Below are 22,893 nucleotides of genomic sequence, written 5' to 3' on the forward strand. Positions count from 1 at the left end.
GGTAGGCTCTGGGAATGCGCAGGCCTCTCGTCCCGCGGCGGGTTCGCGGAATCAATACGCTGGATCGGCGTCTGGTCGACCGGAGCGCGCGGTTGCGGCCGAGTGCCGCCGATACCGTTCTGCGCTCGCTGAGCCACGCCGCCAACGCCAATCGGCTGTGGATCGCGGCGGGCGTGGGCGCCATCGCCTTCGGGACCACTGCTCAGCGCCGCGCCGGAGCGCGCGGACTCGTCGCCGTCGGCATCGCGAGCGGGTTGGCCAACGGCGTCGGCAAACCACTGTTCCCGCGGCGCCGGCCCCCTGCCGAGGCGGTGCCGCAGATGCGGCGCCTGATCTCGCCGCCGATCTCCTCGTCGTTTCCCTCCGGCCACGCCGCCTCGGCGGCGGCCTTCGTCACCGGAGTGGCGCAGGAATCACCGGCGCTGGCGGTCGCGGTGGCGCCGGTGGCGGCGGCGGTCGCGTATTCGCGGGTGCACGTGGGCGTGCACTGGCCCACCGACGTGCTCGCCGGCGCGGCGCTCGGCGCCGCCGTCGCGGTGGGCACCAGGCGATGGTGGGCGGTGCGTCGCGACGAACCCGCGACGGTCGGCCCGGCCCAGCGGATCGAACCGCTGATCGGCGGCGAGGGCCTGCTGCTGGTCGCGAATCCGAATGCCGGTAGCGGCGACGGCGGCGGACTGCTGGCCGATCTGATCCGGAAGCTGCCGGAGGCGGTTCTGCTCGAACTCGGCGAGGATATCGACTTGGACGCCGAGATCGACACCCGGGTGCGATCCGGTTCGATTCGCGCGCTCGGCGTTCTGGGCGGGGACGGCACGGTCTCGGCGGTCGCGGAAGCGGCTGTGCGACACGGGCTCCCGCTGGCCGTCTTCCCGGGCGGCACCCTGAACCATTTCGCCCGCGACGTAGGTGTCGAGGATATCGCCGCCACCGTCATCGCCCTCTCCTCCGGTCAACTGGCGCTGGCCGACACCGCGCGGGTGCGCCTGGACGACGGCAGCGAACGCACGCTGGTGAACACCGCCAGCCTCGGCGGTTATCCGGATTTCGTCCGGCTGCGCGAACGCTGGGAACATCGCATCGGCAAATGGCCGGCCGCCGCGGTGGCGATGGTCTGCGTGCTCGTGCGCGCCCAGCCGCTGCGCGCCACCATCGACGGCGAGCCGGCCTCGGTGTGGATGTTGTTCGTGGGCAACGGAACCTACCGCCCCGGCGACCAAGTGCCCACGGCCCGAACCGATCTGCACGGTGCGGGACTCGATATCCGGTATCTGCGGGCGGATCGGCGGTTCTCGCGGGCGCGGCTGATCTGGGCCTCGCTCACCGGAACCCTCGGTGATTCGCCCACCTACGTCCATCGACGTGCGGACAAGTTGCGGGTACGCGTGGACGGACCGCCGATTTCGCTGGCCACCGACGGCGAAGTCGACACGCGCGGTGCGTCTTTCGATTTCATCGGCGATCCCTCGACACTGCCGGTATTCCGGGTTGCCGACCGTGATTCGGGTCCCCGCCGCTAGCCCGCACCGGAGCCTGCGCCGAGAAGAAGTACACACCTCGTGGTATGAAATCCCTAGTTTTCACATGACGGAGGTGTCGGATCGTGACGCAGGCCAATCCCATGACGGTCGAATCGGCCGAGGCCGCTCTGGCGCGGCTGACCGCACACGATCGCGGCGTGCTCACCGATCTGGTGTGCCGGGTCGACAAAGCCGCCTCCGGCACCGCCGCCGCGGCCCGGTCGCGGAAGGCGCCGGTCCTGGACGAGGTGGTGCGCTTCCTGGTCGATCGGCATCTGCTGCTGACCCACTTCAATTGGGGCGCTTGGGAAGAAGGGCAGCAGGTGATCCAGCGCCGCGACCGCGCGGTGCTGGCGACCTGCACGGCCCAGCAGTGCCTGCAATACCTCACCCTGCTGGTCCGCGCGGACCGCTTCACCGAGGGCACGCTGGCCTCGGCCTTCGAGTCGGGGCTGATGCAGGCGCTCCTGCACCGCCTGCATCAGCACACCTACCCGCACGCGGGACGTTAACCCTCGGCCAGCGCGCGCACCCGGGCGAGGACGTCGGGATAGCGCTTCAGATGCGCGCCGCCGTTGAGATCGACGGCCGCACCGGTCATCCAGCTGGCCCGGTCGGAGGCCAGGAAGGCCGCCATCTCGGCGATCTCCTCGGGCCGGCCGCTACGCCCGAGCGGGGTGTTCTCGAGGTATTCCTCGGTCAACCCCGGCACATACGCGATACCGGCGACCAGCGGGGTGTCGACCAGGCCCGGACTGATCGCGTTCACCCGGATGCCACGCTCGGCCAACTCCAGCGCCGCGACCTCCACCAGCATCAGCACACCCGCCTTGGCCGAACAGTAACCGGCCATTCCGGTGCCGGGCTGACGGCCGTTGAGGGAGGCGATGCAGGTGATGGATCCGCCGTCGGCGAGGTGGCGGCCCGCGTATTTGATCGCCAGGAAGGATCCGGTGAGGCAGACGTCGACGGTCGTCTTCCACTGTGCCAGTTCGAGTTCGGTGATCGGGCCGGGCAGTGACAGACCCGCGCAGTTCACCACCGCGTGGAGGTCGCCGCTCGCGTCGAAGCCGGCGGCCACCGAGGCCTCGTCGGTGACGTCGAGCGCCACCGCGCTCGCCGCACCGCCGATCTCGGCCGCCACCGTCCGTGCCGCCTCGAGATTCACATCGGCGACCACGACGCGAAAACCGTCGCGCGCCAGCGCATGTCCGGTGGCGCGGCCGATGCCCGAACCGCCGCCGATCACCATCGCGCCCCGTGTGCCCGCAGGGGTTTCGGGCAGGTTCGCCGCGTCGCCGGGTGTGCTCATCGCCGCGCCTCCTGGGTGGTCGCGCGCTGCGCGGCGAGATGGCGGGTCAGAAAGTGCACCTGATGGTCGACGGCGGGTTCGAACCAGTCGTTGCCGGCGAAGATGTCGAAGTGGTCGCACGGATAGTGGCGCACCTCGGCACGTGCGGCGAAGGCGGCCTTGGCCGCCGCATGAGCCGGCGCGGCCCGGTCGAAGTCTGCGATCTGCATCAGCACCGGCGCGGTGATGCGCGCGGCTCGCCGATCGGCGCGGTAGTTGCCCAGTTCCAGCCCGATCGCCGCGTCGACCTCGTTGCGCCAGGTCGGACCGGCCAGTGCGGTATAGCTCTCGTAATAGCCGTCGGCGGTCAGGGCGGCATGCTCGCCGGGCCTGCCGACCAGCGGCATCATCACCCGATTGCCACCGAAGCGGCCGGCCAGGGCGCTGCGCACGCTCGACACCGTGGATTTCGCGATCGCCGCCGCGCCGACCTGCGCGAAAGCGACTCGGCCCGCGGCCAATCCGTTCACCAGCGGCACCAGCGCCACCACGGCGCAGATGTCGGAGCGATCCGCGGAGACGGTGAGGGCATGGCCACCGGACAGTGAGATGCCCCATGCCACCAGACGATTCGGATCCACCCCGGGCTGTCGTGCGGCCGCGGCCAGTGCGGCGCGGTAGTCCTCGGCCTGCGCGGCCATCGAGACCCGCTGCCGGGGCGCACCGGCGGAGGCGCCGAAACCCCGGTAGTCGAAGGCGAATACGGCGAGTCCGGCCGCGGCGAGGCGCTGCGCGAACGGTTCCAGTCCGGAATCCTTCGTCCCACCGAATCCGTGTGCCATCACCACGACCGGGCGGCCCTCGGGACCGTCGAACGGCCCGTCCGCCGTCCCCTCGAAAAACCATGCGTCACAGGTGGTTCCGCCGGAGCTGAAGTCGACCTGCCGATACGTCGTCACTGCGCCACTCCCACCGGTCGATCCGCCTCCGTCACTCGCGCCCACGGCGGTGGCCCCGCCAGCCGCGCTCGTTCCGCGCCGGCCGGAATCTCGCGCGCCCGCATATCGTGTTCGTAGAGGAAGTAGTCCACCTGCTGGGTGTGGCGGGCACTGGGCACCATATGGCCGGTGTAGTGCTGTTGTTCGGCGACGATCACCCGCCGCATCTCCTCCGCGGACGGCAACCGGTAGCGGCCCACCGCATACGCTCCGATCAACCGCGCCTGACATTCGACGAACGGGAACAGAGTCGGAGTGGACTGGGCGAATCCGGCGAAGGCCAGATCCTCGATCCCGGGCAGGAACATCCGCTTGTACAGATCGATCTTGTTGTCCGGAGCACTGATGAACTCCGGGTCGAAGAACGGGAAGGTGATGTTGTAGCCGGTGGCGTAGATGATGATGTCGAAATCGTCGGCCGTGCCGTCCGCGAAATGCACGGTGGCGCCGTCGAATCGGTCGATATTCGGTTTCGGGATCACATCGCCCGAACCCAGCCGCAGCGGCAGTTCCACCGACTGGGTCGGATGCGCCTCGAAGAATTTGTGATTCGGCTTGGGCAGGCCGTAGTTCTCCGGCCGCCCCGCCGTCAGCGGCTGACCCCACTGCGCGACCTTGCGCTGCCAGGAGAACGGGATGTACGGGCTGGTGCGGTAATACTTGTCGGCCGGCTTGCCGGCGATGTATTTCGGCACGATCCAGGCGCCGGAGCGGGTGGACAGCGTCAGCTTGTTGCCCAGCGCCTTCGACGACAGCTCCACCGCGATATCGGCGGCACTGTTACCCAGCCCGACGACCAGAATGCGCTGATCGGAGAAGTCCATCGGGGTGCGCGGGTCGATGTAGTGGTGGGCGTGCATGGTGCGGCCGGTGAATTCGCCCGGGAATTGCGGATAGCGCGGATCCCAGTGATGGCCGTTCGCCACGACCAGGAAATCGAAGTGACGCACCTCGTTTCGCTGGGTGCGCAGCTCCCAGCCGCCACCCGGCAGGCGCCGCGCGTGTTCCACACCGTTGCCGAATTCGATGGAACGGTAGAGATCGAAGGCGGCGCAGTAATCGTCGAGATACTGCTTGATCTGGGTGTGGTGCGGGAAGTCCGGGAATTCCTCGGGCATCGGGAAGTCGCGGAACGACAGCTGATGTTTCGAGGTGTCGATGTGCAGGGAGCGATATGCGCTGCTGTGCCCGTTCGGATTGCCGAAGGCCCAGTTGCCGCCGACTCGATCCGAGGATTCGAAGCACACATACGGCACCCCGTAGTCGCCGAGCATCTTGCCGGCGGTCAGACCGCTGATTCCGGCGCCGATGACCGCGGTACGCGGTTGATACATCACCACTCCTTTCACGCCGTGGGGCGTGTAGACAGATTCTTGATACTGTCTACTAGTAGACACATTCTCAGATCTGTCCACACATTGCTAGGGTTTTCCCGAAACCGGTCGACAACGGACCGGTGCGGGTGTGCGGCGAAAGGGGCGGCGGATGAGCGAGACGACAACCACGACGGTGGTCGATCGGCTCTTGGAAGCGACACAGAAGTTACTGGCCGCCAAGGGAATTCGGGCTACTACCATGATGGAGGTGGCCGAGGCGGCGGGCGTCTCGCGCGCCTGGCTGTACCGGCACTTCCCGGACAAACCCGCGCTGATCGGCGCCGCGATCGTGCGGCTCACCGACACCTGGTGGAACGACGCGCGCGCCGAACTCGACCGCATCGACACCTTCGCCGAACAACTCACCATCGGCGTGCGCATCGGCCGCGGCGCCTACGACGACCCGGGCGCGCTGCTCATGCGCCTGCGCTCCTCCGAACCCGAGGAGTTCGCGGCGTGCGCCGGCGCCGGCGTCACCGCCCTCGTCCCGGCGCTGGCCGCGTTCTGGCGCCCCTACATCGACCGCGCCGCCGAGCGCGGCGAAGTACACCCCAGCCACGACCTGGGCGAAGTCGCCGAGTGGGTGGCCCGGATCCTGATCAGTCTCGGCACTGTTCCCGGCGACACCATCGACCCCGACGATCCCGCCGCGGTGTCGCATCACCTGGACACCTACCTGCTGCCCGCTCTGCGCCACGCCCCTGCCGGCACGTCTCAGCGGAGCCGCCGTACGACCTGACCAGGGCCACCGGCGCTGTCGCGCCCACTTCACGCCATTCGGTTCGTATCGTCGAATGGAAAATGGAAATCATTTCCGTTAGTGTCTGATCTCGCTCCATCGAGCGCTGCGCAGAACACAGAACGGAACAGAGATCAGATGAACAAGATCACCCGCATGACCGTCACCGCGATGACGGTGGTGGGCGCCCTGGGCGCCGGTTCGGCCATCGCATCGGCCGCGCCCATGGCGGCAGATCACGTCCTGAGCACCGAGATCATGCCGGGCGTGCAGTACACCAGCTCCACCGCGGATCAGTCCGTGGTGATCGAGACCGCGACGGCCACGCTCGTCGCGGCGGGCGGGCAATTCCAGGTGCGCGACGCCTCCGGCGCCACGGTCGCCGGCGTCACCGCCTTCCCGGCCGAGCCGAAGGCACTGACCGCCGTCCACGCCGCACCGGAGGTGCGGGCAGCGGCACGCGCGGCGACGCCGGAACTGCACCTCGAGAACATCGACGGCGATCCGCAGACCGAGCGTTTCGATGCCGCGATCCAGGCCGCTATCAACGAGTTCGGCCTGGCTACCAGCGTCGGAACGATGACCGGTGGTCTCATCGGCCTGGCGGTCGGCTGCGGAGTCGGCGCCGTCGCGGGCGCGGTGTTCGGCGCGCCCGTCCTCGACGCCGCCGGACTCACCCTCATCGCCGGCTGCTTGGCCGGAGCGGGCGTCCTGGGCGGTATGGGCGCCATCCTCGGCGCCGCGCTCCTCGGCGTCCCCGTCGGCATCGCCTCCGCAATCAAGTTCCAGCACACCATGAACCAGCCCTACGAACAGCACACCCACGACAGCGAGAGCAACTGAACGCGACTCGGGCCCCGCGATCGATCGCGGGGCCCGAGTTCGTCCTCAGCTGGTGGGCTGGGTCAGGTCGTAGACCGTCGTGCCGCCCACTGTTATTGCGGTGTAATGGGATTCGACCCAGCTGGTGATCTCGCTCGCGCTGCCGGAGCCGCCACCCGGACCACGGCCGCCACCGGGACCGCCGCCCGCGAAGAAGTAGTGGATGTCACCGTTGTTCACGTACTGCTGGAATTGGGCCAGGGTTGGCGAGTTGTCGCTGCCGGTGAAGCCGCCGATCGCCATGATCGATGTGCCGGTGGACAATTCGAGGCTGCCCGCGGATTGGGAGCCGACCGTGGCGGCCGCCCAGCGGTTGGTCGCACTCTTCAGCAGTTCCTGCAGGGCGGTGTTGTCGGAGTCGCCTCCGCCGGGATTGCCGTTGCGCGCACCGGTCGATGAGCCCGTCGAATCGGCACTGCCGGGTGGTTGCGCGTTCGCGGAGTTTCCGCCGGGAGGCATGCCGCCGAACCCGCCCATGCTGTGGCCGCTGCTGGGCCCGGAGGTCGGAATCGACCCGCTGTGCGGGGTCGCCGCGGTTTCCAGGGCATAGGCGGCAGTGCCGGCGAAGCCGAACAGCAGTCCGGCCGCGGCGACCGCCACGGTCATCGTGCCGAGGGCGTGCGCGCCGGCGATGAGGATCGCCGCGACCACGATCGAGCCGACCAGCACGATCCAGCGCAGCGCCGGATACCAGTCGGGTGTGCGATCCAGCAGGACGAAGTTCCACACGCCGGTGGCCGCCAACATCAGACCCAATGCCGCACGCGCCGAACGGAATTCACGTCCGCGCCACAGCTCCACCACCGCGATGCCGACCAGCGCGGCGATCGCCGGCGCCAGGGCCACGGTGTAGTAGGGGTGAATGGTGCCCTGCATGAAGCTGAAGACGACGCCGGTGACCAGCAGCCAGCCGCCCCAGAGGAGCAGGCTCGCGCGGATGCGTCCGGTGCGGGGTGTGCGCCGGGTGAACCACAGGCCGGCCGCCAGCCCGATCAGCGCCGCCGGGAGCAGCCACGAGATCTCGGTGCCCATCGAGTCGCCGAACAGGCGGGTGATGCCGGTGCTGCCACCGAATCCGGTATTGCCGCCCCCACCGGGGCCACCGCCGCCACCGCCGTTGCCTTCGCCGCCCATCACCCGACCGAGGCCGTTGTAGCCCAGGGCGAGTTCGAGCAGGCTGTTGTCGGTGGAGCCACCGATGTAGGGGCGCGAATCGGCCGGCCACAGGCTCACCAGTGCGACGAACCAGCCGCCCGAAATGATCAGTGCGACAACGGCTCCCAGGAGTTTCAGGATCCGGGCACGCAACGCGATCGGCGCGGCGACGAGGAACACCAGGCCCAGCGCGGGCAGCACCAGGAAGGCCTGCATCATCTTGGTGAGGAAGCCGAAACCGACCGCCACCCCGGCCGCCGCGAGCCAGCGGCCACTGCCCTTCTCGGTGGCGCGGACGGTGCAATAGGCCGCCGCGACCAGCAGCAGGACCAGCAGGGCGTCCGGGTTGTCGAACCGGAACATCAGCGCCGCGACGGGAGTCAGCGCGAGCGCCGCACCCGCGATCAGACCGGCCGCCGGACCGCTCCAGCGCCGCACCGCCCCGTACACCAGCCCGACCGACGCCACACCCATCAGCGCCTGCGGCAGCAGCAGCGAGAAGGAACTGAATCCGAGCAGCCACCCGGACAATCCCATCACCCACAGCGCGGCGGGTGGTTTGTCGACGGTGATGGCGTTACCGGAGTCGAGCGATCCGAACAGCAGGGCCTTCCAGCTCTGCGTGCCCGCCTGCACAGCGGCGGCATAGAAGTCGTTCGCCCATCCCGACGCACTCAGACCCCACAGGTACAGGAACGCGGTCGCGACGAGCAGCACCAGCAATCCGGGCCGCGCCCATCGCGGCTGGTCGGAGGGGCCCGACAGGAGAGCTCCCCATTTCGCGGTCTGCGGTGGCGATCCGGTCGGCTCGGCCTGCCGACGCGGCGCCTCTGTGATCGTCATACGGTTCTCCTCCGCCTCGCTCACCGGGCTGTCTGCCGCGGCCGTCGCATCGAGGATCGCGCCCGGAGGTGGGCCGGCTCTTTGCCGAAGCTATGCGCGAACTGTGAGACGACATCCTTGACCTCAACCAGGGTTGGGGTAAGAGAGTTGTCGCATGACCACTTCGATCGACACGGTGACGCAATGGGTCGAGCAGCACGCTCGTCCGCTCTCCGCATCGGACCCCGAGCAGCCGATCACCGATCCGGCCGCACTGCGTCAGCTGATCGGCGCCGCACGCGTCGTCGCCCTGGGAGCCGCGACCCGCGACACCCACGAGCTGTCCGTGACCGCCCACCGGCTGCTGCGATTCCTCGTGGCACACGCCGGATTTCGCAGCCTCGTCCTGGAAGGCGACGATGCGACCAGCGCCGCGCTCGACGAGTATGTGCGCACCGGGGCCGGCGACCCGCGCGCGCTGCTGACCGAGGCACGATCGTTCTGGCGGACCGAGGAGATACTCGAGGTCGTCGCCTGGATACGCCGATACAACGAGGAGCACCCGGACGATCCTGTTCGTATCGCCCATCCGGAACCCGAGGGCCGGGTCACAGCGGAATCCGGCGACCTCGGCGAGATCGAAAGAATGCTGGCGGACAATGTGATTCGCTGGCACACCGACACCGGACACAAGATCGTGTACTGGGGCGGAACGACGCATACGGTCGCCGAGGCGGCACGACGTGTTCTCCTCGGCGACCAGCGGGTCACCCATCGCAGCGCGGGCGGCCATCTCCGGCAGCATTTCGGCTCCGGCTATCTGTCCGTCGGCCTGACATTCGACCACGGCACGACCACCGACACCTTCCCCTCCCCACCGGCCGACTTCGCCGAAGCCGTACTCGGCCGCGTCGATCTGGACGCCTATCTGCTGGATCTACGCACCCCGGGCCCGGACTCGGTGCGAACCTGGCTCACCGAGCCCGCGAAGACCCGCGTGATCGGGCCCGTGTACGACCCGGACAACGATGACGCGTTCCACCTCTCGGGCGGATCCCTCGGCGAATGGTTCGACCTCGTCGTCCACCACCGAACGGTGACGTCCATTCGGCCACTCGGGGCATCTCGTGGATGAGACGGTCGGGGCGGTGCCCTGATCCAGGGTTACGGACTCGCCTGTTACGCCGCAGGGCCGAGCGAGATGTCGAGGCGCTGGCCGACAGCGTTGGCCAACCGCTCGAGCATGTCCAGAGTGGGCATGCGGCCGCCCCCTTCGATTCGGGCGATGGTCGGTTGCGTGGTTCCCATGCGGCGCGCGAGTTCCGTCTGTGTCAAACCTGCCGCAGCGCGCGTCGTAGAACAGTTCGGCCAAGCGCAGCGCCAGATCGGCACGTTCGTACGCCTCGTCGTATTCGGCGCGCTGATCGGGAGTCATCTTCCCGAGACGATCGTCGACCAGGTCTCGATAGTTCACATTCTTCATCGGTCTCTCTCCTTGCTGTCGCGGTAGCGCTCCAGCGCACGCCGGGCACGCGCCACCTCGCGAGACTCGTTCTGCCTTTGCTTACGGAAGGTTGTCAGGGTGATCACCGTGCGGCATCCGCAACATGGGTCCCTCGGTGGCAAGTAGATCGAGCTTCCGCTGAGCGGTTGCGAAGTCCGCAGCGGTGAGCGATGCCAACCATTCGGCCACTTCCTCGGACAGCTCGATCCGCAACATAGTCCGCAAGTATCGCTGCAGGAATATTCCTGCAGCGATATACCGGCAGGTAAATCCCTACTCCAGACCGTGGCCCCTACTCGGCGGGTGCGGTCAGGTCGTAGACCGTGACTCCGTCGATCGTGCGGGCGGTGAAGGTGTCGGCCACCCAGGCGGCGATCTCGGAGGCGGCCTGGCTGCCGCCGCTGGAGGTGCCGCGCATGCCGCCCAGGCCGGCGCCGCCCAGGAAGTAGTGGATCTTGTGCTGGGCCACGTACTGCTGGAACTGCGCGAGGGTCGGGGACGGGTCGGTGCCGTTGAAACCGCCGACGGCCATGACCGGGTCGCCGGTCGCCAGTTGGTAGGCGGCGGCGCTGTTGGAGCCGACCGCGGCCGCTACCCAGGTGTAGGCGTCGGCGTTGTCGCTCAGTGCCGCAGACAGATTCGAGCCGACGGTGATACCGCCGAGGAGCCCGCCCATCGGTCCGCCGGCATGCGCGGTCGCACCGCTCGTCGTGGATTGCCCACCGGGCGCACCACCCGGCGGCATCCCACCGAAGCGCCCGCTGGACGGTCCGGCGGACGGAATCGCGCCGGTGTGCGGAGTCGACGCGGTCGCCACCGCGTAGGCGGTCGGGCCCGCCAGTCCGGCGGCCAGCGCGACGGCCACCACCGCCGCACCGAGTGCCCGCGGCAACCGGGAGACGACCAGCAGCAGCGCCGCCGCGCCCACACCGACCACCGCGATGACGGGACGCAGCCACGGATTCCACTCACCGGTGCGCGCCAGCAGGATGCAGGCCAGGACGGTCGTCACCACCAGCGTGCCCGACAGTACGGCGGTCGCGCGAAGGTCGTTGCGCCGCAACCACAGTTGCCAGGCCCCGATCGCCACACTGCCGGCGACGGCCGGGGCCAGCGCCACCGTGTAATAGGGGTGCAGGATGCCGCTCGCGAAGCTGAAGATCCCGCCGGTGAGCACCAGCCAGCCCAGCCACAGCAGCAGCGCGGCGCGCGTCGGGTCGGTGCGTGGTGCGCGACGGGTGAGCCACAGTCCGGCCGCACCGAGGATCAGCGCCGCGGGGATCAGCCAGGAGATCTGGCCGCCCATTTCGGAGCCGAACAGCCGCGCCCAGCCGACGTCGTGGTTCATATTGCCCAGCCCGCCGACCTCGTCGCCGGTGAGCCGGCCGAAACCGTTGTAGCCCAATGCCAGTTCGAGCACGCTGTTGTGCTGGGAACCGCCGATGAAGGGTCGTGAGGAGGCCGGCCACAGCGCGACGACGGCCAGATACCAGCCCGCGGACACCACCATCGCGAGCACGGCCAGTACGGAGCGGACTACCCTGGATTTCCACGGCACCTGCGCCGCAAGCAGATACACCGCCGCGAACACCGGCAGCACGATGAACGCCTGCATCATCTTCGCCAGGAATCCGAATCCGACGGCCACCCCGGCCAAGGGCAACCACCATGCGGCACTGTTCTTTTCGATGGACCGCAGCACGCAGTAGGCGGCGGCGGTCAGCAACAGCACGAGCAGGGCGTCCGGGTTGTCGAAGCGGAACATCAGCGCCGCGGCCGGCGTCAGCGCCAGCACCGCGCCGGCCAGGATTCCGGGCCAGTGCCCTGCGACCCGCCGCACCCCCGCGTACAGCACGGCGACGGCGGCCACGCCCTCCAGGGCCTGCGGCACCAGCAGACTCCACGAGTTGAAGCCGAAGAGGCGCGCCGAGATGTCCATGACCCACAGCGCACCGGGGGTCTTGTCCACGGTGATCGCGTTGGCGGCATCGCTGGATCCGAACAGCATCGCCTTCCAGCTCTGCAATCCGGCCTGTACGGCCGCGGCATAGAACTCGTTGGCCCAGCCACTGGCGCCCAGATTCCACACGTACAGCAGCGCGGTGGCCGCCAGCAACGCCACCAGCGACAGTTGCCGCCACCGCGGGCGCGCGGTCCGCGTCGGTGGCGGTTCGGTCACCGCGACCGGGGGCGTGTCCAGCACAGTCGTCGTCATACGTCGATCGTCATCGACCGAGGTGGTTGCCGCCTGGGGCTTCGCTGTGTGCTCGCTGTGAGGTCCTGATCCGGCAGTCGGACGGTGAAGACGGTATGGCCCGGGACACTGTCGAGGCTGATCGTGCCGCCGTGCGATTTCACCACGGCCGCGACGATCGCCAAACCCAGACCGCTGCTTCCGGCCCGCCGCGAGCGTGAGGAATCTCCGCGCGCGAACCGCTCGAACACCTCCGGTTGCAGCGCCGCGGGGATGCCGGGGCCGTTGTCGGCGACCCGCCAGATCGCGCCTCCTCCGACCTCGCGCTGCAGCGAGACCGTGACCGTGGTGCCGGGTCCGGTATGCACCCGCGCGTTGGCGAGCAGATTGGCCAGCACCTGATGCAGGCGCGCCGCATCACCGGTGACGACGACCGGTTCGTCCGGCAGATCCAGATCCCATTGGTGGTCCGGGCCCGCGATATGGGCGTCGCTCACCGCGTCGACGGTCAGGCGCGTCACATCCACCGGCTCGTGTTCGAGGCCACGCCCGGAATCCAGCCGGGCCAGCAGCAACATGTCCTCGACCAGCGCCGTCATCCGCCGCGATTCCGAATCCACCCGGCTCATCGCATTGGCGACGTCGCCGGGCACCTCGGCCCGTTTCCGTTGTGCCAGTTCGGCATAGCCGCGGATCGCGGCCAGTGGGGTGCGCAGTTCGTGACTGGCGTCGGCGAGGAACTGCCGCACCCGCGTCTCACTGGCGTGGCGGGCCGACAGCGCGCTGTCGATGTGATCGAGCATGCGGTTGACCGCGGAACCGAGCTGTCCGACCTCGGTGCGCGGATCGGCATCGTCGGCCGGAACCCGCACCGGCAATTCCACCTCGCCCCGATCGAGTTGCAGATCGGCCACCCGGGAGGCGGTGGCGGCCACTCGGTCCAGCGGCGCGAGCGCGCGGCGGATCACCCAGATGCCCACGGTGATCGCGATGACGAACACCACCGCGGTAACCACCACCAGGATCAGCAGGACCCGCATCAATGTGGCGTGCACCGCGGTCAACGGCATACCGGTCACCACCGTGGCCCCCGACCAGGTCGAATTCGCGACCACCCGATACGCGCCCTGCCCGTCGAGGTCGACGGTGACGGGAGTGCCGTCCGACGACACCTCGGCCAGCTGCCGCTGGGCGGTCGCCGACAGGCGCGTCTGGGTTCCGTCGGCATCGATTTTGGCGGCGGTGATCTCGGTGCCGTCGATACTGGCGCCGACGGTATCGGCCTGGATGCCGCGACGGTCCAGGAAATCCGGTCCCGGACCGCCGTGGTTCGGCGGCGGCCGGTTGTCGTGGTCCTGAGCGCCGGGGGGTGGACCCAGACTGGGACCACCACCGGCCTCGCCGAGGGAACGCTTCTGCACATCGACCAACTCGGTGTCGAGCTGATGCACGAGAAACTGCTGCAGCGCGAATTCCGTTGCGGCGCCGATACCTACGACGACGACCACCAGCAACAGCAATTGCCCGACGAGCAGTCGCGCGCGCAGCGACCAGCGGCGTGCCGACCACCACCGGCGGGTCCGCGGCACGGCCTCAGCCGGCGGGTTTGAGGACATATCCGGCGCCGCGCAGCGTGTGGATCATCGGTTCGCGTCCGCTGTCGATCTTCTTGCGCAGATAGGAGACATAGAGCTCGACGATATTGGAGCGTCCGCCGAAGTCGTAGCTCCAGACCCGGTCCAGGATCTGCGCCTTGCTCAGCACGCGGCGGGGGTTGCGCATGAAGTAGCGCAGCAGTTCGAATTCCGTGGACGTCAGGGTGATCGGTTCGCCCGCTCGGGTCACCTCGTGGCTGTCCTCGTCGAGCATCAGATCACCCACCACGATCTGAGCGTCGTTGTCGACAGTGGTGATGCCGGTGCGGCGCAGCAGCGCGCGCAGGCGCAGGACGACCTCTTCGATGCTGAACGGTTTGGTGACGTAGTCGTCGCCGCCGGCGGTGAGCCCGGCGATGCGGTCCTCGACCGAATCCTTCGCGGTCAGCAACAGCACCGGCAGATACGGCAGATCACGGCGCAGCTTCGTGAGCACCTCGAGGCCCGTCATATCGGGCAGCATCACGTCGAGAACCACCACATCGGGCCGGTTCTCGCGGGCGGCGGTGACCGCGGTGCGCCCGTCGGCGGCGGTCACGACCTGCCAGCCCTCGTAGCGCAGCGCCATCGACACCATTTCCGCGAGCACCGGTTCGTCGTCGACGACGAGGACGGTCACGGGGCTGCCGTCCGCGCGGCGCATCACGACGCGCTCGGCCGGGGTGTTCGTGGTGGTCATGACCCCAGTCTGGGAACGGCTGCTATGCGTCCGCTGTGCCGTGTCTGGGGGTCGGCTGTGAGTGCGGCGGTCGGGCCCCGCGCACCACAGCGAGTACCGAACGAGTCCACAGCGCAGACCCAGCTTCGCACCGCAGGGTTGACCGAGCAACACGATCGCGGCATCGACGGCCCGCGATCGCCTTCGACGACAAGGAGCATGCGATGACCGAGCCCACCCCACAGCCTCCGGCCGAGCCGGAACACACCTGGGGCGCACCGCAGACCCAGCCGGCCGCCACCTGGTCGACGAAGAAGTCGCTGGCCGCGGTCGGCATCGCCGCGGTGATCGCGGCGGCCGGAGGCGGCGTCGTCTACGCGGCCACCCATTCCGGCGGCAGTGAGCACGGCGGTCCGGGCGGCCCCGGGACCAGCTGGGGTGGTGGGCGCAATGCCTCGGGTCCCGGCGGTATGGGCATGACGGGCGCGAGCCTGCACGGCCAGTTCGTGATCTCCGACGGCAACGGCGGCTACACCACCGAGATCACCCAGACGGGCACGGTGACCGCGGTCTCGGACACCTCGATCACCGCCAAGAGCGCCGACAACTTCAGCCAGACCTACACGATTTCCGGCAGCACCCAGCATTCGGACGTGAAAGTCGGTGACACCGTGCGCATTCAGGGCACGCAGGCGAATGGGACCGCGACCGCGACGGCGATCACGAGCGGCACCGAATCCGGTCGGACGGATGGCCGCACGGGACGGTCGAGCCGCTTCGGCGGAATGGCGCAGGGCGGCGATCCGGGGCAGAACGGTCCCGGTCCGGATGGTGCGGCGCCCGGACCGGGCGGCGGCTCCGGTATGGCCCCGCCGATGGACGGCGCTCCGAATCAGCCCAACGGCTGATCGCACACTCCGGCCGCCTGGCACACCTCTGGCAAACTGGGCGAATGGACAGCGATGCGGTGATCGTGCCCATGGGTCTGGGGCATTTGCGGCAGGTATTGGATCTGGGGCACGAGGTGTTCGACACCGACGTCAAGCCTTACACGTCGTGGTCTTTGACGTCGGTGGCCGAGCACCTCGATTCGGCGGACAACGCCTGCTGGGTGGCCTTGGATTCGGATCGGGTGGTGGGATTCGTCCTCGGATCCATGGAATTCGAACTCCGGGACGACTGGGGATACCTCGAATGGGTCGCGGTGGCACCGGATATGCAGGGGCGCGGACTGGCGCGGCGACTGGTGGATATCTGTTCGGAGGCGTTGTTCGCTCGGGGAGCCCGGCGCATCGTGACCGACGTGGAGCAGAGCAACACCGCCTCGGCCACGTTGATGGCCCGCAGCGGATTCAGTCCGGCCGCCTCGGTCACCTTGTTCGTCCGGCCCAATCCCGCTGAGCCGGAACCGGATTCGGAGGCGCCGCTGCCGCCGATCGCACCGGGCGCCAAACGAGCCCTGATCCGGCGCGGCCGCCTCGCGGGCGACAACCGCAGCCCGCACTGAGCCACGCGAACTCACCGCGGCCCGACGTTATCCAGTCCGTCCCTGCCGCATCGCCGGCGCCATGCCGAGAGCCCCGGCGCCGGATGCACGGCCATCGCCCGGCCCGCGGCCGACGCACACCGCCCGCACCAGGAAGTAGTTCAGGACCGGAATCAGCAGTTCCACCGGCGTCATGAGCACGTAGAACCAACTGGGTTCCCCGCTCGCCGCCCATGCCAGGATCCGGGCGAGTCCGCCGGCGAAGAAGACGGCGCCGAGCGCGTTGATCGCCGGCCCGCGGCGCTCCACATCGCGCGCACACCACGCCACGGCCAGGCCGTAGGCGCCGAACACGACCGCGTAGAAGCGCATATCGGAATCCACGGTGGCGTTCACCGGTCCGCCGCCGATGATGCTGGCGGTACCGAATAACAAGTGCGCCAGCGCGATCCCCGCACAGACGAGCCCGAACACCAGTAGCCAGATCTGCAGCACTCGTCGCATGCCGACCCCTATTAGACGGTTGTTGAATAAGTTCCACGGTAGGCCGCTGCCCGGGTTCGCGTCAACACCGCACGCCTACGATGAGCAGATGCCGAGCCGACGCCGCCTCACTCCCGAGCAGCGCCGCGACGAATTGATGGACGTAGGCGCGCGATTGTTCGGCGAACGCTCCTACGACGAGGTCGCGATGGAGGACATCGCCACCCACGCCGGCGCCTCGCGCGCCCTGATGTACCACTACTTCCCCACCAAGGGGGAATTCTTCGCGGCCATCTGGAAACGAGCGCACGATCGACTGCTCGCCGAACTGCGCATCGATCCCGACGAGCCGGTTCGCACCGCCGTCTACCGGAGCCTGGTGGCGCATCTGGATTTCTACCGCGCCCACGTGCCGCTGGTTCTCATCGCCAACCGCACCGCTTCGGCGGCCGACCCGGCGGTACGCGGACCGGTGGTCGAGGACCTGAACGCCCTGTGCGAGCGTGTCCTCGACGCATGTGGCGCCACAGGGCACACGCGCGAGGTGGCCGCCGCGGCGCTGACCGGATGGATCGCCTTCATCCGCGAGGTAGCCGTCGAATGGCTTGCCCATCAGCGTATTTCGCGCGACGAAGTGCTGCGGATGTGCATGGCGACCTTGGACGCCACTGCGGGTGCACAGCTCGATCTGACCGCGCCGCCGCGACGCTGACGCGTTGGGGACCGGGCGAACCGCGGTCGCCTCAACGCTGGGAGAGCCGATCGAATATCGCCCTGGCCGCGCCGAATCCGACTACCGCGAGGCCCACACACCAGACCAGGGCCGATGCGGCGCTTCCGCCGGTCCCGCTCGAATTCAGCAGGCCGCGCACGGTGTCGACCACGGGTGTGGCGGGTTGATAGTCGGCGAAGCCGCGCAGCCAGCCGGGCATGGTGGAGGTCTGCACGAACGCGCTGCTGATGTAGGGGATGAACATGATCGCGTAGGTCATCCCGCCGGCCGCTTCGGGATTCTTCGCCACCAGCCCCAGCGCGACCGCGATCCAGCAGATCGCCACCACGAACAGTACGATCATGGCCAGTGCCGCCAGCCAGCCCAGCGCGTCCGCGTGCGGGCGATAGCCGAGCAGTACCGCCACGGCCACCGCGATCGCGATGGCGGCGAGATTGCGCGCCACACCCTCGCCGACATGCCCGGCGAGGATCGCCTGCCGGAACATCGGCAGCGTCCGGAACCGGTCGATACTGCCCCTGGTCATATCCGCCGAGACCGCGGTCGCGGTGATGGACGCGCCGAAGCCGGTGCACAACAACATGATTCCGGGAACCACGTAGTCGAGGTAGGAACCGCCGACGTCGATCGCGCCGCCGAACACGTAGGTGAACAGCATCATCACCAGGATCGGCATGAGCAGCGAGATGATCAGCGTGTCCGGACTGCGCAGGGTGTGCCGGGCGCACCGGCGGAACATCACCGCCGAATCCGCGGCGATCATCCTCATCGGGCCGCCGCCTCGACGATATCGGCGGCATGGGCGGCGGCGCCCTCGGTCCGCAGGGTCGGGGCGAATTGCTCTGCGCGAGTGCGGCGTTCGGGTTCCAGCAGCGCGGTCACGCCGCGAACGAGTCGTTCGGTGGTGAGATCGGTGAAACGCAGATGGGCGCCGAGTCCGAGCCGGTCCACCTGTCCGCCCCACATCGGCTGTTCGAACGACACCGAGCACACCAGTGTCGGCAGACCGGCGCGCAGACTCTCGAACAACGTGCCGATCCCACCGTGATGCACCGCGGCCGCGCAGTAGGGGAACACCAGGTCGTGGGCGAACGGGCCGACCACCTTCACCGTCGAATCACCCTGTGTACGAGCGGTTTCCATACCGCTCCAGCCCGCACTCACCAATGCCCGTACGCCGAGCCGGCGCGACACCTCGCGCACCATGGCCAGTACGGCGGCGGGATCGCTGATCGGCATACTGCCGAATCCGAAGAACACCGGCGCCTCCCCCGCGTGCACCCAGGACAGGATGTCGGTGTGGTCGTCGCCGAGTTCGCCGACCGCATGCCGGGTCTGCTGATCGAGCGTCAGGAAACCGGTGAACGGCCGCCGGCCGTCCCATTGCGCCGGTAGTCCGGGCACCAGCGCCGGATCGTAGATCTGCACTTCGGGGACCCGCCGCCGCGCCAGCACCGCAGCGATACTCGCCCGCGACTTCGGCAGTCCGAGCATGGCGCGTAGATCGTTCAGATAGCGCATGAACATGATGCGCCGCAGATTCTCCGCCACCGCCCATGTCGCGCGATTCACCGGCGCGGGCGGCGCCCAGCTCGCCGGCAGCGCACCCGGGAACGGATAGGCCCCGTTCGCCCGCGCCGGGAAGTAGTGCAGGCTCACCAGCGGCACATCCATCGCCTCGGCGACCGAGCAGGCCCGGTCCTCGGTGACGGTGCTCGCCACGATCAGGTCGGCGCCCGCGCACACCTCGACCACCTCGCGGTTCATCCGGTCGGCATAGTCGGCCATCTGCCGGGCGACCAGCTGCATCAGCCGCAGCGTATTACCCGCGGCGAGGGCCCGCTGCCCCTCCTCGGAGCTGTAGAGCTGCTGTACGTCAGGCCCGCAGGCACGCGCCGCGAGCCCCGCCGAGGTGGCGAAATCGACCAGATTCGGCGGCGCGCCCAGCACCACGTCGTGGCCGCGGCGCCGCAACTCCAGCCCCAGGGCCAGCACCGGTTGCACATCGCCGCGGGTGCCGGTCAGCGGAATGGCGATTCTCATGTCGAGTTATCTCCCCTTTTGCCGAGAGCGCAACACTTTCGGCCGAGAAACCCGATGGGGACACTATGGGATATCGAACAACCGGGCGCGTGGGTAACGTGCCGGGCGTGCACATCGCCATGTTCATGGACTATCACCCGGCGACGCTTGGCGGGGTGCAGACCGCGGTGGCGGCATTGCGCCACGGCCTCGAACGCGCCGGCCATCGGGTGACGCTGTTCGTGGCGCCACTGTCGGGCGCGGCGATGCCGCCGGACGCGGCATCCGACGACGGGGTGGTCGAACTGGCTCCCCTGGCCGGCGCGGTGGTGAACGGCTTCCCGATGGTGTTGCCGACCGCGCGCAACGCCGCGCTGATCGATGCCGCCTTCGCCGCCCGCGGACCCGTCGATCTCGTCCACACCCACACCACCTACGGGGTGGCGATCGCGGGGATGAAAGCCGCACGGCGGCATCGCATTCCGCTGGTACACACCGCGCAGAGCCGTGACGACTCCTTCATCGAGCACACCGCCCCGGCGCCCTACCTCTCGGCGCTCGCGCTGCGAATCATGCACGGCCGCTTCGTCTCCCATCCCGCGCGGATGCCGCGGGGCACGCAGAGCCGGGCGGCCCGGCACGCATGGCACACCATCGTGGGCCAGGGGCAGGCCGCCGACCGGGTCATCGCACCGACCCGCCATTTCGCGGATCTGCTGCTCGACCACGGCCTCACCCGGCCGATCCGGGTGGTCTCCAACGGCGTCGACGACGCACTGTTCGACGACCAGCGGCCCCCGGCCGCACGCGCCGTCGAAGGCCCGCTGCGGTTGATCTGGTGTGGGCGGCTCTCCGCGGAGAAGCGACTGCTCGAATCGATCGAGGCGGTGCGGCGCGTCCCGGACTGCACCCTCGACGTGTACGGGGAGGGCGAACTGTCCGCCCGCGCGGCCGCGGTGGTCGCCGAATACGGGCTCTCGGATCGAATCACGCTGCACGGCAGGGTTTCTCAGCAGCAGTGCCTCGACGCCATGGCCGCCGCGGACGTCCTGGTGTTTCCGTCGTGGGGTTTCGACACCCAGGGCATGGTGCTGCTCGAAGCGATCGCCACCGGCCTGCCCGTGCTCTATTGCGATCCGGACCTGGCCGAATCCGTTCCGGCGGGCGGCGGTCTGCGCGCCGGCGACGCCTCCTCCGCGTCCCTGGCGGAGGCGATCGGCGTGCTGGTGAACGACCGCGGCAGGCTGCTCGCGATGCGCGCCGAGATGACCCGGCATCGCGATTCGGTGCGACAGTCCGGCCGCATCGACGCGATTGTCGAGGTCTACCGGCAGGCCCGGGCCGACATCGAGCCCGCCGCACAGCGACCGGTGCCGCAACGACTGTCCGACGTGCCGACCGCGCCCGGCGCCCTGCCGCTGATCGGTCACAGTCTGCGCGCCCTGCGCGACGCACCGAGTTTCGTGACCTCGCTCGCCGAGCTCGGCCCGATCGTGCGCATTCGATTCGGCCGCAAGACCGGCTATGTGCTGACCACGCCGGAGCTGGTGCGCGAGGTCGGCCTCGGCGACGCGGAATTGAATCGCGACGATCTGCGGGAAGCGATCGCCGATGTGGCCGGCGGTTCGGTGAACGTGCTGCGCGGCGCCGAACACAAACTGCGCCGGCGCATGATCGCGCCCGCACTGCGGCAGAGCCGGCTCGCCGAATACACGGTCACCGCGGCCGAATTGGCCGACACCTGGTCGGCCGCACTGCCCGCCGGAGGCCGGGTCGATCTGATGGACGAGGCGCACGGCCTGATCCTCGACACCGTGTCCTCGACCCTGTTCACCGCCGAATTCAGCGAGGCGGTCCGGCACCGGATTCGCGACAACGTGCCGTGGCTGCTGAGCCAGGTCATTCTGCGCACCGCCCTGCCACCTCAGATCCGCCGCCTGCGGGTGATCGCGAATCGGCGCTGGGAGCGCAAGGCGCGCCACCTGCGGGCCGCGATCGGCGCCGCGATCACCGAGTATCGCCGCCGCGACGAGGATTTCAACGATGTGGTGTCGGCGTTGATCCGCCATACCGATCCCGAGACCGGCGCGCGACTGTCGGACGACCACATCATCGACGAGGCCATCCTGATGCTGGCCGGTGGAGTGGGGTCGATGGCCTCGCTCACCGGGTGGCTGTGGCACGAGGTGATGCGGCGACCCGATATCGCCGAACGGGTGCGAGCCGAACTCGACGATGTGGTCGGCGCCGGACCGGTGCGCGCGGAACACATCGGCAAGCTCATATACCTGAAACAGGTTGTCTCGGAAACTCTTCGGTTCTGGGGACCGTGGATCAGCGCCGGGAACGCGTCCGGGCCGGTGACCGTCGGCGGACTCACCGTTCCCGACGGCACCGCCATCATGTTCAGCCCCTATCTGGTCCAGCACGACCCGCGCCACTTCCCGAATCCCGAGGCCTTCGATCCCGACCGCTGGTCGCCCGCCCGCACCGGCGAGATCGACAAGCAGGCGAACCTCTCCTTCGGTGTCGGTCGCCGGCGCTGCCTGGGCGACCACTTCGCGCTGCTGGAGATCACGCTCGCCTCGGCGGCGCTGCTGGCGCGGTGGCGGCCCGAGCCGGATCCGGCGTACGTCGTGCGGGCCTCGAACCGGGACTTCGTCCTCTCACCGTCGGCGATTCCGGTGACCCTGTACCGGCGCTAGCGGCGGCGCAGCAGCACCCCGCGGATGAACGCCGCCTGCCCGGAATGCTGGATATCGTCGTCGACCACGCTGATCAGCCGCACGCCGAGGGTCACCGGCGGATCCCAGCGGGTGTCGACGATCCGGGGCAGGTCGGCGTCGGCGAGGGTGCGGACGTAGTCGACGGTGCGGTCGTGCACAGCGTCGTGATAGCCCAGCAGCAATTCGGCCGAGACACCGCCGAGGGCCGCCACCTCGTCCGGATCGTCGCCGTACCCGGTGGCCGACTCGTCGAAGGGCAGATCGAAGCGGCGCGACCAACCGGCCGTCGTCCACACCTGTTCGGTGCCGGCCACATCGGCGATGTGGTCGTCCTGCACGCGGGTCAGATGCCAGATCAGCCAGGCGATGGAGTTGGCGCCCGGGTCCAGCCGCGCGGCCAGTTCCTCCTGGGTGAGCCCGGCGACCGCGCCGTGCACGTTCTCCTTGATCCGCCCGAAGGCGTCTGCCAGCAGATCGGTGCTCGTCATGGTGGTATGCAAACACACCGCACCGACAGTTCGGTGGAACCGATGTGATTATGCCCGCTCACAAGGTGTTTCACGGTGGTTCACCGGCCCGTCCCGCACCGGCGTGCCGAGAGTGGAAGACCGACAGAGAGTTCGGTACGTTCCTGCTACCCTGGTCGACA

At 68.9% G+C, this 22,893-nt stretch carries 21 protein-coding genes; 9 read left to right on the plus strand and 12 right to left on the minus strand.

Annotated features, from left to right (window positions below; genetic code table 11):
* The first annotated feature begins 14 nt into the window (after positions 1–14).
* Positions 15–1,520: a bifunctional phosphatase PAP2/diacylglycerol kinase family protein gene (locus tag AC5592_RS28160; RefSeq protein WP_036509633.1), complete on the plus strand. Its 1,506-nt coding sequence runs from the start codon at positions 15–17 to the stop codon at positions 1,518–1,520.
* An 83-nt stretch (positions 1,521–1,603) separates the two neighbouring features.
* Positions 1,604–2,032, plus strand: a complete 429-nt coding sequence (locus AC5592_RS28165) for a DUF6508 domain-containing protein (protein WP_157122281.1) — start codon at positions 1,604–1,606, stop codon at positions 2,030–2,032.
* Here the strand turns inward: AC5592_RS28165 and AC5592_RS28170 are convergent.
* The 3 genes from AC5592_RS28170 to AC5592_RS28180 are packed head-to-tail and all read right to left on the minus strand — an operon-like array spanning position 2,029 to position 5,143.
* Entirely contained in the window at positions 2,029–2,772 is a 744-nt protein-coding gene (locus tag AC5592_RS28170; RefSeq protein ID WP_063065991.1) for an SDR family NAD(P)-dependent oxidoreductase, read from the minus strand. The genes AC5592_RS28165 and AC5592_RS28170 overlap by 4 nt on opposite strands.
* A gap of 56 nt (positions 2,773–2,828) precedes the next feature.
* Positions 2,829–3,770: an alpha/beta hydrolase gene (locus AC5592_RS28175; protein ID WP_063065970.1), complete on the minus strand. Its 942-nt coding sequence runs from the start codon at positions 3,768–3,770 to the stop codon at positions 2,829–2,831.
* Complete coding sequence (locus AC5592_RS28180; RefSeq protein WP_036509686.1) at positions 3,767–5,143, minus strand: flavin-containing monooxygenase; 1,377 nt, start codon at positions 5,141–5,143, stop codon at positions 3,767–3,769. The genes AC5592_RS28175 and AC5592_RS28180 overlap by 4 nt, the downstream gene beginning before the upstream one ends.
* 151 nt (positions 5,144–5,294) lie before the next feature.
* On the opposite strand from AC5592_RS28180, the gene AC5592_RS28185 reads away from it, so the two are divergent.
* Positions 5,295–5,924, plus strand: a complete 630-nt coding sequence (locus AC5592_RS28185; protein ID WP_063065971.1) for a TetR/AcrR family transcriptional regulator — start codon at positions 5,295–5,297, stop codon at positions 5,922–5,924.
* Between the two features lie 138 nt (positions 5,925–6,062).
* The gene (locus tag AC5592_RS28190; RefSeq protein WP_063065972.1) at positions 6,063–6,767 is read left to right on the plus strand and encodes a DUF8020 domain-containing protein; all 705 of its coding nucleotides are present in this window, start codon (positions 6,063–6,065) and stop codon (positions 6,765–6,767) included.
* A gap of 45 nt (positions 6,768–6,812) precedes the next feature.
* On the opposite strand, the gene AC5592_RS28195 is transcribed toward AC5592_RS28190, so the two are convergent.
* Entirely contained in the window at positions 6,813–8,804 is a 1,992-nt protein-coding gene (locus AC5592_RS28195; protein WP_063065992.1) for an ArnT family glycosyltransferase, read from the minus strand.
* A 154-nt stretch (positions 8,805–8,958) separates the two neighbouring features.
* On the opposite strand from AC5592_RS28195, the gene AC5592_RS28200 reads away from it, so the two are divergent.
* A complete protein-coding gene (locus AC5592_RS28200; RefSeq protein ID WP_063065973.1) occupies positions 8,959–9,918 on the plus strand; it encodes an erythromycin esterase family protein in 960 nt (319 codons plus the stop codon).
* Positions 9,919–9,962: 44 nt separating this feature from the next.
* On the opposite strand, the gene AC5592_RS28205 is transcribed toward AC5592_RS28200, so the two are convergent.
* The 4 genes from AC5592_RS28205 to AC5592_RS28220 form a co-directional block, all read right to left on the minus strand.
* Entirely contained in the window at positions 9,963–10,091 is a 129-nt protein-coding gene (locus tag AC5592_RS28205) for a helix-turn-helix domain-containing protein (protein WP_371507518.1), read from the minus strand.
* 488 nt (positions 10,092–10,579) lie between these two features.
* Entirely contained in the window at positions 10,580–12,502 is a 1,923-nt protein-coding gene (locus AC5592_RS28210; RefSeq protein ID WP_063065975.1) for an ArnT family glycosyltransferase, read from the minus strand.
* Positions 12,499–14,097 (minus strand): sensor histidine kinase, encoded by a 1,599-nt coding sequence (locus tag AC5592_RS28215; protein ID WP_063065976.1) that lies wholly within the window; start codon positions 14,095–14,097, stop codon positions 12,499–12,501. The genes AC5592_RS28210 and AC5592_RS28215 overlap by 4 nt, the downstream gene beginning before the upstream one ends.
* On the minus strand, positions 14,075–14,779 hold the full coding sequence (locus tag AC5592_RS28220) for a response regulator transcription factor (protein ID WP_063065993.1): 705 nt from the start codon (positions 14,777–14,779) through the stop codon (positions 14,075–14,077). Before AC5592_RS28220 ends, AC5592_RS28215 begins: the two co-directional genes overlap by 23 nt.
* A 239-nt stretch (positions 14,780–15,018) precedes the next feature.
* Between AC5592_RS28220 and AC5592_RS28225 the strand changes: the two genes are divergently transcribed.
* Positions 15,019–15,702, plus strand: coding sequence for a hypothetical protein (locus AC5592_RS28225; RefSeq protein ID WP_063065977.1), 684 nt, complete (start codon positions 15,019–15,021; stop codon positions 15,700–15,702).
* Between the two features lie 44 nt (positions 15,703–15,746).
* Entirely contained in the window at positions 15,747–16,301 is a 555-nt protein-coding gene (locus AC5592_RS28230) for a GNAT family N-acetyltransferase (protein ID WP_036509652.1), read from the plus strand.
* Positions 16,302–16,328: 27 nt separating this feature from the next.
* Here AC5592_RS28230 and AC5592_RS28235 read toward each other — a convergent pair whose 3' ends face one another.
* Complete coding sequence (locus AC5592_RS28235) at positions 16,329–16,784, minus strand: DUF4345 domain-containing protein (RefSeq protein ID WP_084507323.1); 456 nt, start codon at positions 16,782–16,784, stop codon at positions 16,329–16,331.
* Between the two features lie 88 nt (positions 16,785–16,872).
* Here AC5592_RS28235 and AC5592_RS28240 point away from each other — a divergent pair, with 88 nt between their 5' ends.
* Positions 16,873–17,475 carry a TetR/AcrR family transcriptional regulator gene (locus tag AC5592_RS28240; protein WP_036509654.1) on the plus strand — a complete coding sequence of 201 codons (603 nt, stop codon included), beginning with the start codon at positions 16,873–16,875 and terminating at the stop codon, positions 17,473–17,475.
* A gap of 31 nt (positions 17,476–17,506) precedes the next feature.
* On the opposite strand, the gene AC5592_RS28245 is transcribed toward AC5592_RS28240, so the two are convergent.
* Together AC5592_RS28245 and AC5592_RS28250 are read right to left on the minus strand one after the other, a co-directional pair.
* Entirely contained in the window at positions 17,507–18,265 is a 759-nt protein-coding gene (locus AC5592_RS28245; RefSeq protein ID WP_063065978.1) for an ABC transporter permease, read from the minus strand.
* Complete coding sequence (locus tag AC5592_RS28250) at positions 18,262–19,539, minus strand: glycosyltransferase (protein WP_063065979.1); 1,278 nt, start codon at positions 19,537–19,539, stop codon at positions 18,262–18,264. The genes AC5592_RS28245 and AC5592_RS28250 overlap by 4 nt, the downstream gene beginning before the upstream one ends.
* A gap of 65 nt (positions 19,540–19,604) precedes the next feature.
* On the opposite strand from AC5592_RS28250, the gene AC5592_RS28255 reads away from it, so the two are divergent.
* Positions 19,605–22,223 (plus strand): cytochrome P450, encoded by a 2,619-nt coding sequence (locus AC5592_RS28255; RefSeq protein WP_232329589.1) that lies wholly within the window; start codon positions 19,605–19,607, stop codon positions 22,221–22,223.
* Here the strand turns inward: AC5592_RS28255 and AC5592_RS28260 are convergent.
* Positions 22,220–22,732 (minus strand): mycothiol transferase, encoded by a 513-nt coding sequence (locus tag AC5592_RS28260; RefSeq protein ID WP_036509658.1) that lies wholly within the window; start codon positions 22,730–22,732, stop codon positions 22,220–22,222. The two genes, AC5592_RS28255 and AC5592_RS28260, sit on opposite strands and share 4 nt — an antisense overlap.
* Between the last annotated feature and the right edge of the window lie 161 nt (positions 22,733–22,893).

The sequence above is a fragment of the Nocardia violaceofusca NBRC 14427 genome (genome assembly GCF_963869435.1).
Taxonomy (GTDB): domain Bacteria; phylum Actinomycetota; class Actinomycetes; order Mycobacteriales; family Mycobacteriaceae; genus Nocardia; species Nocardia aobensis.

Excerpts from the sequence above, each read along its gene's own strand:
- AC5592_RS28160 (WP_036509633.1), top strand. The coding sequence starts at position 15 with ATGCGCAGGCCTCTCGTCCCGCGGCGGGTTCGCGGAATCAATACGCTG.
- AC5592_RS28215 (WP_063065976.1), bottom strand. The coding sequence starts at position 14,097 with ATGTCCTCAAACCCGCCGGCTGAGGCCGTGCCGCGGACCCGCCGGTGG.
- AC5592_RS28195 (WP_063065992.1), bottom strand. The coding sequence starts at position 8,804 with ATGACGATCACAGAGGCGCCGCGTCGGCAGGCCGAGCCGACCGGATCG.
- AC5592_RS28200 (WP_063065973.1), top strand. The coding sequence starts at position 8,959 with ATGACCACTTCGATCGACACGGTGACGCAATGGGTCGAGCAGCACGCT.
- AC5592_RS28250 (WP_063065979.1), bottom strand. The coding sequence starts at position 19,539 with ATGAGAATCGCCATTCCGCTGACCGGCACCCGCGGCGATGTGCAACCG.
- AC5592_RS28170 (WP_063065991.1), bottom strand. The coding sequence starts at position 2,772 with ATGGTGATCGGCGGCGGTTCGGGCATCGGCCGCGCCACCGGACATGCG.
- AC5592_RS28255 (WP_232329589.1), top strand. The coding sequence starts at position 19,605 with ATGGGATATCGAACAACCGGGCGCGTGGGTAACGTGCCGGGCGTGCAC.
- AC5592_RS28260 (WP_036509658.1), bottom strand. The coding sequence starts at position 22,732 with ATGACGAGCACCGATCTGCTGGCAGACGCCTTCGGGCGGATCAAGGAG.
- AC5592_RS28230 (WP_036509652.1), top strand. The coding sequence starts at position 15,747 with ATGGACAGCGATGCGGTGATCGTGCCCATGGGTCTGGGGCATTTGCGG.
- AC5592_RS28190 (WP_063065972.1), top strand. The coding sequence starts at position 6,063 with ATGAACAAGATCACCCGCATGACCGTCACCGCGATGACGGTGGTGGGC.
- AC5592_RS28210 (WP_063065975.1), bottom strand. The coding sequence starts at position 12,502 with ATGACGACGACTGTGCTGGACACGCCCCCGGTCGCGGTGACCGAACCG.
- AC5592_RS28205 (WP_371507518.1), bottom strand. The coding sequence starts at position 10,091 with ATGGGAACCACGCAACCGACCATCGCCCGAATCGAAGGGGGCGGCCGC.
- AC5592_RS28240 (WP_036509654.1), top strand. The coding sequence starts at position 16,873 with ATGCCGAGCCGACGCCGCCTCACTCCCGAGCAGCGCCGCGACGAATTG.
- AC5592_RS28185 (WP_063065971.1), top strand. The coding sequence starts at position 5,295 with ATGAGCGAGACGACAACCACGACGGTGGTCGATCGGCTCTTGGAAGCG.
- AC5592_RS28220 (WP_063065993.1), bottom strand. The coding sequence starts at position 14,779 with ATGCGCCGCGCGGACGGCAGCCCCGTGACCGTCCTCGTCGTCGACGAC.
- AC5592_RS28235 (WP_084507323.1), bottom strand. The coding sequence starts at position 16,784 with ATGCGACGAGTGCTGCAGATCTGGCTACTGGTGTTCGGGCTCGTCTGT.
- AC5592_RS28225 (WP_063065977.1), top strand. The coding sequence starts at position 15,019 with ATGACCGAGCCCACCCCACAGCCTCCGGCCGAGCCGGAACACACCTGG.
- AC5592_RS28180 (WP_036509686.1), bottom strand. The coding sequence starts at position 5,143 with ATGTATCAACCGCGTACCGCGGTCATCGGCGCCGGAATCAGCGGTCTG.
- AC5592_RS28245 (WP_063065978.1), bottom strand. The coding sequence starts at position 18,265 with ATGAGGATGATCGCCGCGGATTCGGCGGTGATGTTCCGCCGGTGCGCC.